The following is a 15,176-nucleotide window of genomic DNA, read 5'->3' on the forward strand; positions in this document are numbered from 1 at the left end:
GGCGGCGGGCGGTTCGCCGGGCGTCCCGGTGACTTCCCAGGCGCCGGAACGGGTCTCCAGCACGCCGGCCAGTTCGCTCGGCGCCTTACCCCCGCCGACGAAGTCGTAGCCGGCCTTGATGGACAGGGTCAGGCCCTCCGGACCGCGCTCGATCGCCTGCGGCGCGGCGTGCTCGATGACCTTTGGCGAGTACGGGTAGAAATAGGCGTCGGCCATCTCGGCGCCCTTCAGCGGCGCGCCGGTGATCGCCAGCTTCAGGGTCGGACCGTCCAGCTTGAACACCGCCTTCAGCCCGGCGGGCTTTGGAGCCTTGGCCAGGACTTCGCCAATCGCCGCGCCCCATTGAGGATCGGCCGTGGGCGCGCCGGCGACAACCGGCAACAGAAGGGTCAGCTTGGCGTCCTCGGGCACGCAGACATCCTGGCAGACCAGGTACTGGACGGCGGCGTTGAGACTGATCGTCGTTCCAGGCTGGGCGTTGGCGGGCGCGGTGATCGGCACGGGGATCAGCACCTGGCCCTCGTAGGCGTAGTCCAGCAGCGGGCCCAGCTTGGCCTTGATCGGCGCCGGCCAGACCATGTCGCCGGCGCTCCAGCCGGCGGGCAGGGTCCAGGCGATCTTGGTCGCCTCGCCCGCGTCGCCTGGATTGCGCCAATAGGTGTGCCAGCCCGGAATGATCTTCTGGCGCAGGGCGACATAGACCGTGCCGCCCGGCGCGACGCCGCTTTCCTGCGCGATCAGCTCGGACTCGATGTGCCCGGAATTGACCACCGGCCCAGCCGCCGCGGCGCTCGCCACGAGGCCCGCCATCAGCAGGGCTTGCAGGGCGAGAACGAACTTCTTCAGGAACATCGGCGACGGGCTCGGTGAAAAACGACAGCGGACGAACACATGGCGCGCCGCGCGCGTCTCGACAATGGCCAAGGCTCAAGGGACAGTCGAAAGAGAATCAATCGGGAGACGCTGATGCCCGCCGCCTTCGACGACATCGAGATTGGACAGGTCGTCAATCTGGGCTCACGGGCCGTGGACGAAAAGGCCCTGGCGGCCTTCGTCGCCGCGTTCAATCCGGGCTGGCCGGTGGAGAACGGCGCGCCGGACGGCATGGTCTTCGCGCTCTGGTCGCGCCTTGACGCCGAGGCCAGCGCCGCCTGGCCCCAGACCAAGCGCCTGGGCGTCGACGCCCTGCGCTGGCTACGCAATCCGCCCGTCGGCGAGCTGTTGCGCGGCCGGATGACCGTGATGGGCAAGGACCCGGTCGGCGAGGGCAAGGGCATCGTCATCGCCCAGCACGATCTGCTGGACGAGGCGGGCCGGCTGGTCTTCTCGTGCCTGACCCGCAGCATCTTCGCGAGATAAAGAAAAGGCGGCGAAGCCGAAGCCCCGCCGCCCTTCCGTCTTTCAGCTGACGCCGAACCTCAGTTCAGGTTGGCGGCCGGCGCTTGAGCGGCCTGCTTCAGCATGGTCTTGGTGATCAGACGATCCCAGCCCAGCAGCGACACCAGGTGCGCGTAGATCTGGGCCAGGGCGCCGTTTTCCTGCAGTTCCTTCAGCTTGTCGGCCGGAAGCTTGTTCAGCTTCTCTTCCGAAACGCCGAAATATTCGGCGACCGTGACGAGCTCGCCGGCCGGCGCGCCGGTTTCGTCCTGCGGCTGGAACACGGCCTTCTTCAGCTCGAACAGGTCCAGGTCCTTCAGGAGCTGGACGAACGAGTCCGTGCGACGGCGCTCGACCTCGAAGTCGTCGCAGAACTTGATGCAGTTCTGGGTGTATTCGGTCGGCTCGCCCTTGGCGTCGAACAGCGGGGTCTGGCCGGCTTCCGACAGCAGGTCCGAACCGCGGTCGATACAGACGATCAGGCGATCGGCCGTGTCGTCATTGGCCAGCACGAACGGATAGCGACGGATATAGGCCGGGATATAGACGTTCGGCTCGATCGAGCCATCGGCCTCGATGAACAGGTTTTCTTGCTGGTTCAGGCCCATCACCGCCAGCGGCACGCGGTCTTCGCCCGCGAAGATCACCGGATAGGTCAGCGCGGCCGGCGCGAATTCCGAGACCGTCAGCGGCACGGCGGTGCCGGCGGCGGCGAAGCCATACGGCTTGTCCTTGTGGACCAGAGCCAGTTTGGCGTGCTGTTCGCGGTTCAGCGGTTCAGGCGAGTGGTAGAACAGAACGTTGCCGGAGATTTCGCCGGCGGACTGGGTCGTTTCCATGAAGAGCTCTACGACAGAATAAGAAACGGGCGCTCGATGACGACCGCGAAGGCTCGGCCTTCTAGCCGATCCCAGGCCGACCGGCAATCTTGCCGCTCTCACGGACGGGACTTGGCCGCCTAGGGCCGAGCGATCCATGTCACGTGCGGCCGCAGCGGATCGCCCTCGGCCACCAGCGGATGGTCGAAATCCCGATCCGGCGTCGCGACCATGCCGATACGGCGCATGACCTTTTGCGAAGCGACATTGATCCGCGCCGTGAAGGCGACGATCTCGGTCGCGCCGATCTTTTGGAACCCTTCGGCCAGCCAGGCGCGGGCGGCCTCGGTCGCGTAGCCCTGCCCCCAGACCTCGGACAGCAGGCGCCAGCCGATCTCGACCTCGCCCTCCTCGGGCAGGCCGTCGGGGACATAGCCCAGGCCGGCCATCCCGATCACCCGCCGGTCGGCCTTGCGCTCGATCACGCCGATGCCGAAGCCGAACCGTTCCAGATGCTCCAGGCAGCGGTCGACCAGCAGATCGCTGGCGGCGCGGTCGCGCACGCCGCCCAGCCACCGGCCGACCTCGGGGTCGGCGCCGATCGCCGCCACCGCCGCCCGGTCCCCATCGACGGGCGGACGAAGGATCAGGCGCTCGGTCTCGATCACCGGCAGGTCTCGATCAAGCCGGGCGGCCGGTCGATAGCGCCGAATAGAATTCGGGCCGGCGGTCGCGGAAGAAGCCCCAGGCGGCGCGGTGCGTCGTCAGGAAGTCGAGATCGAAGGTGGCGCTGACCAGGCCTTCGTCCGAACGCCCGAGCTCCGACACCAGGTCGCCGCGATGATCGGCCACGAACGACGAGCCATAGAAGGTCTGACCGCCGTTCGGATAGCCGTCCCACGGCTCGAAGCCGATCCGGTTGGCGCCGATCACCGGGATCACGTTCGAGACGGCGTGGCCCTGCATGGCCCTCCGCCACGGCAAGGCGGTGTCCAGGCTCGGGTCGTGCGGTTCGCTGCCGATCGCGGTCGGGTAGAACAGGGCCTCGGCGCCCATCAGGGCCATGGCGCGGGCGGCCTCCGGGTACCACTGGTCCCAGCAGATGCCGACGCCGATCCGGCCAAAGCGCGTGTCCCAGACCTTGAAGCCGGTGTCGCCGGGCCGGAAATAGTACTTCTCCATGTAGCCCGGGCCGTCGGGGATATGGCTCTTGCGATAGACGCCCATCAGCGAGCCGTCGGCGTCGGCCATCACGAGGCTGTTGAAGTAGTGCGGGCCCTCGCGCTCGAAGATCGAGATCGGCAGCACCACGCCCAATTCGCCGGCCAGCGGCGCGATCGCCTTGACCACCGGATGCTCGCGCCACGGATGGGCTTCCGCGAACCAGCGCTCCTCCTGGGCGACGCAGAAGTACGGCCCCTGGAAAAGCTCGGACGGCAGGATGACCTGCGCGCCCTTGGACGCGGCCTCGCGGATGAAGGCTTCGGTCTTCTTGATATTGGCCTGCAGATCCATGCCGTAAGAGGTCTGGATCGCGGCGACGCTGAGCGTGCGGGCCATTAGGCGGGCTCCTGCTGGCTGATGCAGTGGAACGAGCCGCCGCCCGTCAGGATGGCGGTGGACGGCAGGCCGATGACCTGGCGCTCGGGGAACAGGCCCTTGATCACCTCGACGGCGAAGGCCCCCGACTCCTCGGCGTAGATCGGCACGATGACCGCCTCGTTGGCGATCAGGAAGTTCATGTGCGAGGCGGGGATCGGCTCGCCGTCCTCGTCGAGGATCTTGCCCGGCGAGGGGATGCGCGCGACCTGCAGCGGCGAGCCCCGGCTGTCGGTCATGCCGGCCAAGAGGCGCGCGGTCTCGGCATAGACCTGGGCGTTCGGATCGTCGGCCCCGAAAGCCATCGGACAGGCCACGACGCCGGGCGCCACGAAACGCGCCAGGTTGTCGACATGGCCGTCGGTGTGGTCGTTCAGGAGACCATCGCCCAGCCACAGCACCTTCTTCGCGCCCAGGGCGGAGGCCAGGGCCGAACTGGCCGCGGCCTCATCCCAGCCGGCGTTGCGATTGGCGTTGAGCAGGCACTGGCGCGTGGTCAGGATCGTGCCGTTGCCGTCATGATCGAGGGCGCCGCCCTCGAGGATGAAGCCGTTGCGGACCAGCGGCGCGCCCGAGGCGGCGGCGATCTGCTCGGCGACGATGTCGTCGCCCTCCAGGCTGTACTTGCCGCCCCAGCCGTTGAACTGGAAGCCGGCCGCCACGGCCTTGCCAGCATCGTCGACGAAGATCGGGCCGGTGTCGCGAAGCCAGATGTCGCCGAACTGGCCTCGGACGATCTCGACGCTGGTGTCGCCGAGCAGGGCGCGCGCGGCGGCTTCGGCCTCGTCGCCGACCACCATCAGGCGCACGCGCTCGCCGCCGGGACCGGCCAGGGCGCGGGCGAGGCCGGCGACCTCGGCCTGCGCCTGCTCAAGATCCTCCTGCCACAGCTCGGCGTGGCTGGGAAAACCTACCCACATGGCGCGGTGCGGAGCCCACTCGGCGGGAACGATGACGGTCATGGCGAAGCTCGGGCCTGAAACGGGAAGACGGGGGGCGAAAACACGAAAGGGGGCGCAGATGGCCCCTCTCGGGACCAGGGTCAAGCGCCGCCTAGTTAGCAAACGAAAATGACAAAGAAAAAGGGCGGCCCGAAGCCGGACCGCCCTTTCCCCTAGATGAGGTCGTGGACCTTAGAACTCGTACTTCAGGCCGACCTTGATGTACCAGGTCGAGCTTTGGTTCGAGCTGTTCACGGTCGGCGCCGTGGTCGGCGAGATCGTGCTGTACTGATAGTAGTTGCCCGGGCCGGCGGCGCAGGCGGTCGTGGCGGTCGCCTTGTTGGCGGCGCTCAGGCTCGGGTTGGCCAGAGCGGTCGCCTGACAGTTCACGGCCTGCACCACGTTCACGCGGTACGGGAACGAGTACTGTTCCAGCACGCCCCACTTCTTGTTGATCAGGTTGCCCAGGTTGATGATGTCCAGGGTCGCCTTCAGCTTCGAGCCGCCCGGGAAGAAGGCGGGCAGTTCCTGCTGCAGGCGAACGTCCATCGTCGTGATGTCGCGCGACTTGAAGGCGTTACGCGGCGCGATCTGGCCGGCGTAGTCCTTCAGGCCCGTGCTCTTCACGAACGCGTCGAGCTTGGCGGCGTCGGCGGCGTTGTTGAAGTGCACGATCGGGTCGCTGGTCATCGTGATGTTGCCCGACGAGTCGGCCTTCGGCACGTAGAACAGCTGGGTGTCGCGGAACGCCACGTCGCCCGTTTCGCCGAACGCCTGGTCGGCCTGGCCCGCGTTCGTGCCCAGGAACGAGTCGAACGTGTAGCTGAAGGGCAGGCCGGCGCGGCGCTGAATGAAGAAGCGCGCGGAAGTCTTGTTATCGCCGAAGAATTCGCGGCTATAACCAATCGACAGCTTCATCGAATACTTGATGTTGTAGTTCGAGATCGCGACCTCGGGATTGTCGCGGTCGCTGATGGCCCACTGGCTGTAGTTCGACAGAGCCACCGAGCTGGTGCCCGGGTTGGTCTCTTTCATGTTGGTGCGGGTGTAGGTGTAGTCGAAGTTCAGGCCGCGCGCCCAACCGTCGTTCCAGTCCTTGCCGACGCCCAGGGCGTAGGAGGTGCCGCCGCCCTTGCGGGTGTTGGTCAGCAGCAGGTCATAGAAGGCCGCGCTGCTGTTCTGGGTCCGGCTGGACAGGTAGGTCGGACGGCCGTCCGGCGCCCGCGGGCCCGGGTTGGCGTCGGCGTACAGGTCACGCCAGGTAACGCCATAGTTCGTGCGCTGATAGAGGCCGTCCGCGTGGAAGCGGAAGTCCTTGCCCAGGTACGGGATATCCACGTAGCGGGCGGCGCTGATCGAGTACTTCCACACCGACGGGGCTTGGAAGTTCGGATCGACGGCGTTGGCGATGCCGGTGCCCAGATTGGCCGAGTTCGTGTTGGCTTGCTTGGCGGCGTCGCCGACCTTGTTGCCGTCGACGTTGAGCAGGGCGCTCGAGCAGGCCGTCGGCGCGGTGGCCGTCGGGGACGCGGCTTGCGTCGGCGAGCAGCTGACCGAACCCAGCAGGTTGCCGGTGTTGCTGAAGCTGTTCGACAGCCACACGTTCGGGCTGCCGCCCGAGAACAGGCCCACGCCGCCGGTGATCACGGTGCGGTCGTCCGGACGCCAGTTGAAGCCCACGCGCGGCATGATCACGTGCATGTTCTTGTACGTGGCCGTGTTGGCGAAGCCGTATTGCGCCAGGAAGCGCTGGTTCAGCTGCGGGGTCGTGTCGGAGTCGTAGAACTCGCCGCGCAGGCCGACGCGGATCGTCAGGCCCGGCATCACGGTGTACTCGTCTTGAGCGTACAGCGTGTTGGTGATCGAGTTCCAGTTGGCCGCGCCGTGCGTCGCGATGTTGTCGGCGGCGTTGTTATAGGCCAGCGAGCAAGCTTGACGGTTTTGCAGGTTCACCAGGGCGTCCTTGGCGCCGCAGGTGTTGTCGAACACGTAGGAGCCGTTCGCGCGTTGGACGAACTCGTTGAAGACGTCCAGCTTTTCGCGGATCGCGCCGGCCGTGAAGACGTGGTCGCCGACCTTGTAGGTGGCGCGGAACTTCAGGGTCTTGGTCTTGTTGTCCAGGACGTTGGCCTGGCTCGAGATATCCGGGCCGAGCAGAACGGTCGAGCCGCCGAGCTTGATCTGGAAGTTGGCGAAGGTCGTGCCGCCCAGCGGGGCGCGCACCGACGAGACTTCCTTGCTCGAATATTCCAGCGCCGTCGAGAACTGGTCCGTCCACTGCGAGAACAGCTGACCAACCCAGATCTCGTTGGTTTCCGGCTTGGTGTAGTATTCCGACAGCAGCGACAGGTTGTTCGAGTTGTTGGTGCCGCCGTTGAACGTGCTGTTGTTCTCTTCGCGGGCGTATTCCAGCACCGCGCGGTGCTTGTCGGTGATGTTGCCGTCGAGCTTGATGAAGTACTTCTTGTCGGTCTGCGGCGGCAGGGTCAGGCCGTAGCCGAGCGGGTCATAGTTGTAGACCGACTTCAGGATGCTCTGGATCTGCTGGACCTGGGCGACGGTGACGCCGTTCACCTTGTTGGCCGCGGTGCTGTCCGACGGGCCGTAGGCGTCGCTGGCTTGCGAGTATTCGCCCTTTTCATAGCCGGCCGAGAAGAACAGGCGGTCCTTGATGATCGGGCCGCTGAAGGTCACGCCGTAGGTCTTGTCCTCGAAACGCGCGACGGTGAAGTTGCGGGTCCCGTCGACGCTTTGGAAGTGACGGCCGGCCATGCGCGAGGAGTCGTAGTCGCCGTAGACCGAGCCGTGGAAGCTGTTGCCGCCCGACTTGGTGACGATGTTCATCACGCCGCCCTGGAACGAGCCGTACTGGACGTCGTAGGGGGCGACTTCGAAGTTGAACGAGCGGACCAGTTCCAGCGAGATCGGCGAACGCTGCGACGGATAGCCGTTGCCGTTCAGGCCGAAGTCGTCGGCTTGCTTGACGCCGTCGATATAGACCGTGTTCACGCGGTTGTTCGAACCGGCGACGATCAGGGCGTTGTTGTTGGTCGGGTCGATCGTGACGAACGGGTTCAGGCGCGCCAGATCCTTCAGATCGCGGCTGAACGACGGCAGGGTTTCGATGTCCTTGGCCGTGAAGGTCGAGCGCGGGCCGGTCTCGAGGGTGCGGGCGCCGCTGGCCGACGCGGTCACGACGATCTGCGAGACTTGGTTGTCGGCATTGCCCAGGGCGATGTCGAGGGAGACCGGGGCGCCCGTGCCGACGTCGGCGACGTCGACGACCTTGCCTTGGTGAGCCGGGTCGCTGACCGCGACCGTGTACGGACCGCCGACGCGCAGGTTGCGGGCGGCGTAATAGCCGTCGGCGCTGGTGACGGTCGTCACCTTGGTGTTCGACGGCACGTGCGTGACGACGACGGCGACATTGCCCAGCGGGGCGCCGTTCGGGCCGGTGACGCGACCGCCGATCGAACCGGTGGTTTCCTGGGCGTAGACGGCCGAGGCCGACGCCATGGCCAGAACGGTCAGCGCAGCGCCGCCCGCGAGCCTTTTCATCGAGATCATTTTATCCCCTCGTTTTTTTTCGCGATGGCCAGACGGACAGCCTACTGAGCAGTCTCGTCGCCCATTCAGCGCCGGTCTTTAGCCTCCCTTTTCGAAGGTTTGGTGACGGAAAGGCCACGACCGCCCAGAAATTGTCATAAATGCCCACGGGGGCAGAAAAAATTGGTCAGTTTTATTTTACATGGCTAAGCAGGAGGCATGTCCGTACCCGCCCTGAAACTTGACCATAAGACAGCCGATCGCGCCTGGCGGTTGACGCTGATGATGGTGGGGGTGCTGACGGTTGCAAGGCTGGCGGCGCTGTTTGCGACCCCGCTGGAACTCTATCCGGACGAGGCGCAATATTGGCTTTGGTCTCGGACCCTGGCCTTCGGCTATTTCTCCAAGCCGCCGATGATCGCCTGGCTGATCTGGCTCACCACCCATATCGGCGGCGACGGCGAAGCCTGGGTGCGGCTGTCCGCGCCGCTGCTGCATGGCGCCACGGCGCTGATCGTCAGCCGGATCGCGCATCGGCTCTACGGCGGCTGGAGCGGCCTGGTCGCCGCGGCGATCTACGCCCTGATGCCGGGCGTCGTGCTGTCCTCGGGCCTGATGGCGACCGACGCGCCGCTGCTGTTTTTCCTGTCGCTGACGATCTGGGCCTATGTCGATCTGGCCGAGGCCCGCGCGCCGCGCCGTTATGCGGTGGCGCTGGGCATGGGCGTGGCGCTGGGGCTGGCCTTCCTGTCGAAATACGCGGCGATCTACGCCCTGGGCAGCATCGTGGTCCACGCGGCGATCTCCAGGGAGGCCCGCGCCCGCTGGTGTCCGGCGGCGATCAGCCTGTTCCTGGCCGCCTTCGTGATCACCCTGGCGCCCAACTTCGCCTGGAACGCCCGCCACCACTTCTCGACGGTCAAGCACACGGCGTCGAACGCCAATTGGAGCGGACACCATCTGTTCAATGTCCGCGAGCTGATCGAATTCATCGGCTCGCAGTTTGGCGTGTTCGGCCCCGCGCCCTTCGCCGCCCTGCTGGGCGGGGCGATCTGGCTGGGCGCCCGGAAACGGCTGTCGTCGCCGGATCTGTTGCTGCTGTGCTTCTCGGCCCCGCCGCTGATCATCGTCGCCGGCGAAGCCTTCGTGTCGCGCGCCAACGCCAACTGGGCCGGCGCGGCCTTCGTGGCGGGCTCGGTGCTGACGGCGGCCTGGCTGCTGCGGTGGAACGCCCGCCGCTGGCTGATCGGCGGGCTGGCCTTCGAGGCCCTGTTCGCGGCCTTCTTCATGGCCTGCATGGTCAGCCCCAAGCTGGCCGACGCCACCGGCCTGTCGAACGGCTTCAAGCGCGTGCGCGGCTGGGACCAGGCCGTCCAGACGATCATCGACCGCGCCCGCGAGGAGCAGGCCTCGCACGGCGGCGTCACCGCCGTCGCGATGGACGACCGCTTCGTCTACAACGCCGCCGCCTATTACGGCCGCGACTATTTCGGCGTCCCCGGCGCGCCGCCGCTGAAGATGTGGGTGCATGAAGCCCACCCGCAGAACCAGGCCGAGACCGAGGCCCCGCTGGACGCCGCTTCCGGCCGGCGGGCCCTGATCGTCAGCCTGGAAGGCGGCTATCGCCCCGAGATCGAGCAGGACTTCAGGCAAACCTCGGACCTCCAGATCGCCCGCGTGCGCCTGGACAAGAAACGCTCGCGGCGGATCGACCTGTTCATCGCCCGGGGGTTCGCGCCGCTGCCGCGCGATCCCGTCACCGGCCTGCCGCCCGAGCCGAGACACCAACCGTAGCCGCTGGCTGATTTCGAGGGATCATCGTCCTTTCGTTCGCCGCGCCGGCGCCGAGACTTAACCCCGTTGGATGGGAGGTCTCGATGTCGCGCCTATTCCTGATGCTGATCGTCCTGGCGATCGGCTCGCCTGCCTTGGCCAGGCCCCTGGTCGCGATCCTGGCCGAGCCGCGCGGGACCGAGACCACCGACCTGATCGCGCCCTATGCCGTGCTGGCCGAGTCCGGAGCGATCGACGTCCGGATCGTCGCGGCCGGCATGACGCCGATCAGACTGATGCCGGGCCAGGCCTTCGTCCGGCCGCAGGCGACCTATGCCGACCTGCGCCCCAACGTGATCGTTGTCCCCTTCATGATGCCGGCCGCGGATCCGGCCCGCGAGGCCTGGCTGAAGGCCCAGGCGGCGCGCGGCGCCCGGATCGTGTCGATCTGCGCCGGAGCCGAGACCCTGGCCCACGCCGGCCTGCTGGACGGTCTCGACGCCACCACCCACTGGTACGAGCTGGGTCGTCTGGCCAAGGCCTACCCCAAGGTCCGGTGGCGGCGCGACCGGCGCTGGATCGTCGACGGAAACGTCACGACCACCGCCGGGGTGACGGCCTCGATTCCGGCGAGCCTGGCCCTGCTGCGCGACCTGGCGGGCGAGGACACGATGCGGGCCACCGCCGCGAGACTGGGGGTTCCGCCGCCGGTCCAGGCCCACGACGGCGCCGCGTTCCGGGTCAACGGCGACGCGGTCCTGGCCGGCCTGTCGGGCTGGGCCAACGCCTGGCGGTCGCAGACGGTCGCGGTGAGGATCGCCGACGGCTTCGACGATCTGGCCTTCGCCACCACGCTGGACGCCTGGTCGCGCACCAACCGCTCCGAAGCCTTCGCCAGCGCGAGCGCGGTGTCGCGCCACGGCCTGGCCGTGATCGCCCCGGAGAAGCCTCCCCACGCGGAGCGGACGGTGGAGGCGCGGGCGGGAGATCCGGCATTGGTGCTGGAGGATATCGCCAGCGCCTACGGCAAGCCGACGGCGCGCTACGTGGCGCTCACGCTGGAGCACCCGTACTGGCTGACGAAATGATGGGGTGGCGGACCTCGCCCCGCGACAGGCTCAGGGCGAGGTCCGAATTCGAGTTCGGCTAGACGGCCACCTCGAACGCCGCCTCGGTCTTGGCCTTGACGTCATCGACCGTAACGCCGGGCGCCAGTTCGATCAGCTTCACCGGTGTCTTGCCGCGATTGATCTCGAAGACGCCCAGCTCGGTGATCAGCAGATCGACCACGCCGGCGCCAGTCAGCGGTAGCGTGCATTGCTTCAGCAGCTTGGGCGCGCCGGACTTCTCGCAGTGGTCCATGACCACCACCACCCGCTTGACGCCGGCGACGAGGTCCATGGCCCCGCCCATGCCCTTGACCATCTTGCCGGGCACCATCCAGTTGGCGAGGTCGCCGTTCTCCGCCACCTGCATCCCGCCCAGGATCGACAGGGCGATGTGGCCGCCCCGGATCATGGCGAAGCTGTCGGCCGAGCTGAAATAGGAGCTCGAATCCAGCTCGGTGATCGTCTGCTTGCCGGCGTTGATCAGGTCCGCGTCCTCTTCGCCCTCGTAGGGGAAGGGGCCCATGCCCAACATGCCGTTCTCGCTCTGCAGCGTCACATGCATCCCTTCCGGGATGTAGTTGGCCACCAGGGTCGGGATGCCGATGCCGAGGTTCACATAGAAGCCGTCCTGCAGCTCCTTGGCGGCGCGGGCCGCCATCTCGTCGCGGGTCCAGGCCATTACGCGGCTTCCTTCTGACGGGTGGTGACGCGCTCGATGCGCTTTTCGAATTTCGCGCCCTTGAGGATGCGGTCGACATAGATGCCCGGCGTGTGGATGGCGTCCTTGTCCAGGGCGCCGATCTCGACCAATTCCTCGACCTCGACGACGGTGGCCTTGCCGGCCGTGGCCATCATCGGATTGAAGTTCCGGGCGGTCTTCCGATAGATCAGGTTGCCCTCGGCGTCGCCCTTCCAGGCCTTGACGATCGCGAGGTCGGCGGTCAGGCCGCGCTCCATCACGTACATCTCGCCGTCGAATTCGCGGGTCTCCTTGCCCTCGGCCACCAGCGTGCCGTAGCCGGTGCGCGTGAAGAAGGCCGGGATGCCCGCGCCGCCGGCGCGGATGCGCTCGGCCAGGGTGCCCTGCGGATTGAACTCCAGTTCCAGTTCGCCGCTGAGGTAGAGCTGTTCGAACAGCTTGTTCTCGCCCACATAGGACGAGACCATCTTCTTGATCTGACGGTTCTCCAGCAGGATGCCCAGGCCGAAGCCGTCGACGCCGCAATTGTTGGAGATGACCGTGAGGTCCTTGGTCCCCGCCGCGCGGATCGCCGCGATCAGGTTTTCCGGAATGCCGCAGAGGCCGAACCCGCCGGCCATGATGGTCATGCCGTCGAACAGCAGCCCGGCCAGGGCCTCGACGGCGTCTGTCTTCACCTTGTCGACCATGGTGTCTCCCTTGTTCCGGATTATACGTCCGGCGTCTGGCGACCCGTGTCGCCCGAGCCGAGAAGAAATTCAACCCTTGATGAATTATTTTCCAGAAGGGCCGTTCGATGACCGACGCTAGCACCGGGCCCGTGACGCCTTCCACCTCCGGGGTGCTGCTCGTGCTGGCCCATCCGGCGCTTGAACGCTCCCGCGCCAATCGCGCCCTGGCCAAGGCGGCCAAAGGCCTTTCCGGCGTCACCTTCAAGGACTTGTACGAGGTCTATCCTGACTTCGTGGTCGATATCGAGGCCGAACAGGCCGCCCTGCTCGCCCACGACGTCGTGGCCCTGCAATTTCCGCTCTACTGGTACTCGACCCCGTCGCTGATGAAGGAATGGCTGGATCTGGTGTGGCTGCACGGCTTCGCCTACGGCGAGGGCGGCGAGGCCCTGAAGGGCAAGCGTCTGTTCGTGGCCTGCACGACCGGAGCGAGCGCCAAGGCCTATCACGCCCACGGCTACAATCGCTTTTCGATGGACGAATTCCTGCGTCCGCTGGAGCAGACCGCCCATCTGTGCGGCATGGGCTGGGAGACCCCCTTCGTGGTCCATGGCGCCTCGGTCAAGGACGACGACGCCCTGAAGGCCGAGGCCGAACGCTACAAGGCGCGCCTGGCTTCGCTGCTTCCCGCCCCATCGATTTCTGGCAAGACGGAGGCGTAAGGAACGGCATGGAGAACTTCCTCACCCAGACCCTGGTCTATCTGGGCGCGGCCGTCGTCTCGGTGCCGATCGCCAAGCGGCTCGGGCTCGGCTCTGTGCTGGGCTATCTGATCGCCGGCGTCATTATCGGCCCGTTCGCCCTGGGCCTGACCGGCCAACTGGCCGACGTCATGAAGTTCGCCGAGTTCGGCGTCGTCATCCTGCTGTTCCTGATCGGCCTCGAGGTGCAGCCCTCGATGCTGTGGGACATGCGCAAGGCGATCTTCGGCCTGGGCGGAGCCCAGGTGCTGGGAACGGGCCTGGCCATCGCCGCCGCCTCGCTGGCCCTCGGGCTGCCCTGGCAGCAGGCCCTGGCCGTCGGCCTCGTCCTGGCCATGTCCTCCACCGCGATCGTGCTCCAGACGTTGGACGAGAAGGGTCTCCGGCAAGGGCCGGTGGGGCGCGCGGCCTTCGGGGTGCTGTTGCTGCAGGACCTGGCGGTCATCCCGCTGTTCGCCCTGCTGCCCTTGCTGGCGACCGGCGCCCCTCACCCGACCGAGACCAGCGGCGGCCATGGCGGCGGCAGCCTGGTGGCCCACCTGCCCGTCTGGGCCCAGATGCTGTCGGTGTTCGCCGCCGTCGGCGCCGTGGTCGGCGGCGGGCGCTATCTGGTTCGGCCGGTGTTCCGCTTCATCGCCAAGGCCCGCCTGCGCGAGATCTTCGTCGCCGCCGCCCTGCTGATCGTGGTTGCCGTCGCAAGCCTGATGCAGATCGTCGGCCTCTCCCCCGCCCTCGGCGCCTTCCTGGCCGGGGTGGTGCTGGCCGAGAGCGAGTTCCGCCGCGAACTGGAGACCGATATCGAGCCGTTCCGGGGCCTCCTGCTGGGCCTGTTCTTCATCACGGTCGGCGCGGGCGTGAACCTGCCGCTGGTGGCCAGCCAGCCCCTGACGCTGCTGGGCCTGGTGATCGGCCTGATGGCGCTGAAGTTCCTGGTCATGTACGGTCTGGCCCGACTGTTCGGCGCGCCGAAACGGGGCGCCATGGCGGTGGCCACGGCCCTGGCTCAGGGCGGCGAGTTCGCCTTCGTTCTGCTCACCTTCACGGTCGGCGCCGGCGTCATCGGCGCGCAGCTGGCCGCGCTGCTGACCGCCGCCGTGGCGGTCTCGATGGCCTTCACCCCGCTGGCCATGATCCTGTACGAGCGCGTCGCGGCCCTGATGGACGCGGCCATTCCCGACGTGGTCCCCGACACCGGCGACTTCGACGAGGGAGAGCCCGACATCATCATCGCCGGCTTCGGCCGTTTCGGTCAGATCGCGGGCCGCCTGCTGTCCGCCAACGGCTTCAAGTCGACCGTGCTGGATAGCGATATCGAACAGATCGAGCTGCTGCGCCGGTTCGGCCGGCGCGTTCACTATGGCGACGCCACGCGGCTCGACCTGCTACGCCAAGCCGGCGCCGATCGCGCGCGGATGCTGATCGTCGCGCTGGACGACCGCGAGAAGACCGTCGAGCTGGTCGAGACGGCGCGGAAGGCCTTTCCCGATCTCGTCATCCTGGCCCGGGCGTGGGACCGGCGCCATGCCTACGATCTGCTGGCCAATGGCGCGGACGCGGTCGAACGCGAGACCTTCGAGTCGGCCCTGGCGCTCGGAACCACGGCCTTGCAGAAGCTGGGCTTCCGGGCCCACCGCGCCCATCGCGCCGCGGCCTTCTTCCGTCGCCACGATCGGCGAACGTTCGAGGAGCTGCGGCCGATGTGGGGCCAGGAAGAGGCCTATATCCTGGCCTCGCGCGACGCGGCCCAGACCATGGACCGCCTGCTGAACGCCGACCTGCACCGGATGCGCCCCGGCGACGCCGGCGGGGCCTGGAACACCGCCAGCCTCGACGAGGAGCTGCGCGAACAGGCCGCGCGGGAAGGCGCCGAGTAGACGGCCG

13 protein-coding genes and 1 pseudogene are annotated in these 15,176 nt (G+C 67.3%); 6 read left to right on the forward strand and 8 right to left on the reverse strand.

All coding sequences use genetic code 11. The features are described 5' to 3' along the window. A partial coding sequence (locus tag FCU40_RS08835) for a protein-disulfide reductase DsbD domain-containing protein (protein WP_275052045.1) occupies positions 1-852 on the reverse strand: 852 nt, incomplete at its 3' end. A gap of 114 nt (positions 853-966) precedes the next feature. On the opposite strand from FCU40_RS08835, the gene FCU40_RS08840 reads away from it, so the two are divergent. Further along, on the forward strand, positions 967-1,359 hold the full coding sequence (locus tag FCU40_RS08840; RefSeq protein WP_004615838.1) for a hypothetical protein: 393 nt from the start codon (positions 967-969) through the stop codon (positions 1,357-1,359). A 59-nt stretch (positions 1,360-1,418) separates the two neighbouring features. Here the strand turns inward: FCU40_RS08840 and FCU40_RS08845 are convergent, their stop codons facing one another. The 5 genes from FCU40_RS08845 to FCU40_RS08865 form a co-directional block, all read right to left on the reverse strand. Further along, positions 1,419-2,216: a SapC family protein gene (locus FCU40_RS08845; protein ID WP_004615840.1), complete on the reverse strand. Its 798-nt coding sequence runs from the start codon at positions 2,214-2,216 to the stop codon at positions 1,419-1,421. Positions 2,217-2,335: 119 nt separating this feature from the next. Next, positions 2,336-2,863 carry a GNAT family N-acetyltransferase gene (locus FCU40_RS08850; RefSeq protein ID WP_168074426.1) on the reverse strand — a complete coding sequence of 176 codons (528 nt, stop codon included), beginning with the start codon at positions 2,861-2,863 and terminating at the stop codon, positions 2,336-2,338. A gap of 13 nt (positions 2,864-2,876) precedes the next feature. Beyond that, complete coding sequence (gene aguB / locus FCU40_RS08855) at positions 2,877-3,755, reverse strand: N-carbamoylputrescine amidase (RefSeq protein ID WP_168074428.1); 879 nt, start codon at positions 3,753-3,755, stop codon at positions 2,877-2,879. Continuing rightward, positions 3,755-4,756, reverse strand: coding sequence for an agmatine deiminase family protein (locus FCU40_RS08860; protein WP_168074430.1), 1,002 nt, complete (start codon positions 4,754-4,756; stop codon positions 3,755-3,757). The genes aguB and FCU40_RS08860 overlap by 1 nt, the downstream gene beginning before the upstream one ends. Before the next feature lie 171 nt (positions 4,757-4,927). Then, positions 4,928-8,293 carry a carboxypeptidase regulatory-like domain-containing protein gene (locus FCU40_RS08865; RefSeq protein ID WP_168074433.1) on the reverse strand — a complete coding sequence of 1,122 codons (3,366 nt, stop codon included), beginning with the start codon at positions 8,291-8,293 and terminating at the stop codon, positions 4,928-4,930. A 207-nt stretch (positions 8,294-8,500) separates the two neighbouring features. On the opposite strand from FCU40_RS08865, the gene FCU40_RS08870 reads away from it, so the two are divergent. Continuing rightward, positions 8,501-10,075 (forward strand): glycosyltransferase family 39 protein, encoded by a 1,575-nt coding sequence (locus FCU40_RS08870; protein WP_168074436.1) that lies wholly within the window; start codon positions 8,501-8,503, stop codon positions 10,073-10,075. Positions 10,076-10,158: 83 nt separating this feature from the next. Next, positions 10,159-11,142 (forward strand): DJ-1/PfpI family protein, encoded by a 984-nt coding sequence (locus FCU40_RS08875; protein ID WP_168074438.1) that lies wholly within the window; start codon positions 10,159-10,161, stop codon positions 11,140-11,142. Between the two features lie 58 nt (positions 11,143-11,200). On the opposite strand, the gene FCU40_RS08880 is transcribed toward FCU40_RS08875, so the two are convergent. Beyond that, positions 11,201-11,842 carry a 3-oxoacid CoA-transferase subunit B gene (locus FCU40_RS08880; protein ID WP_004615854.1) on the reverse strand — a complete coding sequence of 214 codons (642 nt, stop codon included), beginning with the start codon at positions 11,840-11,842 and terminating at the stop codon, positions 11,201-11,203. Then, the gene (locus tag FCU40_RS08885) at positions 11,842-12,552 is read right to left on the reverse strand and encodes a CoA transferase subunit A (RefSeq protein WP_004615856.1); all 711 of its coding nucleotides are present in this window, start codon (positions 12,550-12,552) and stop codon (positions 11,842-11,844) included. The genes FCU40_RS08880 and FCU40_RS08885 overlap by 1 nt, the downstream gene beginning before the upstream one ends. Between FCU40_RS08885 and FCU40_RS23270 the strand changes: the two are divergent. The 3 genes and pseudogenes from FCU40_RS23270 (at position 12,455) to FCU40_RS08895 (ending at position 15,169) form a co-directional block, all read left to right on the forward strand. Then, a pseudogene (locus FCU40_RS23270) lies at positions 12,455-12,663 on the forward strand (hypothetical protein). The gene FCU40_RS08885 and the pseudogene FCU40_RS23270 overlap by 98 nt on opposite strands. Beyond that, positions 12,660-13,256, forward strand: coding sequence for an NAD(P)H-dependent oxidoreductase (locus tag FCU40_RS08890; protein WP_168074439.1), 597 nt, complete (start codon positions 12,660-12,662; stop codon positions 13,254-13,256). The pseudogene FCU40_RS23270 and the gene FCU40_RS08890 overlap by 4 nt, the downstream one beginning before the upstream one ends. An 8-nt stretch (positions 13,257-13,264) precedes the next feature. Then, a complete protein-coding gene (locus FCU40_RS08895) occupies positions 13,265-15,169 on the forward strand; it encodes a monovalent cation:proton antiporter-2 (CPA2) family protein (RefSeq protein ID WP_168074440.1) in 1,905 nt (634 codons plus the stop codon). Positions 15,170-15,176 lie beyond the last annotated feature (7 nt).

This window comes from Caulobacter sp. SSI4214, from assembly GCF_012184455.1.
Lineage (GTDB): Bacteria > Pseudomonadota > Alphaproteobacteria > Caulobacterales > Caulobacteraceae > Caulobacter > Caulobacter vibrioides_E.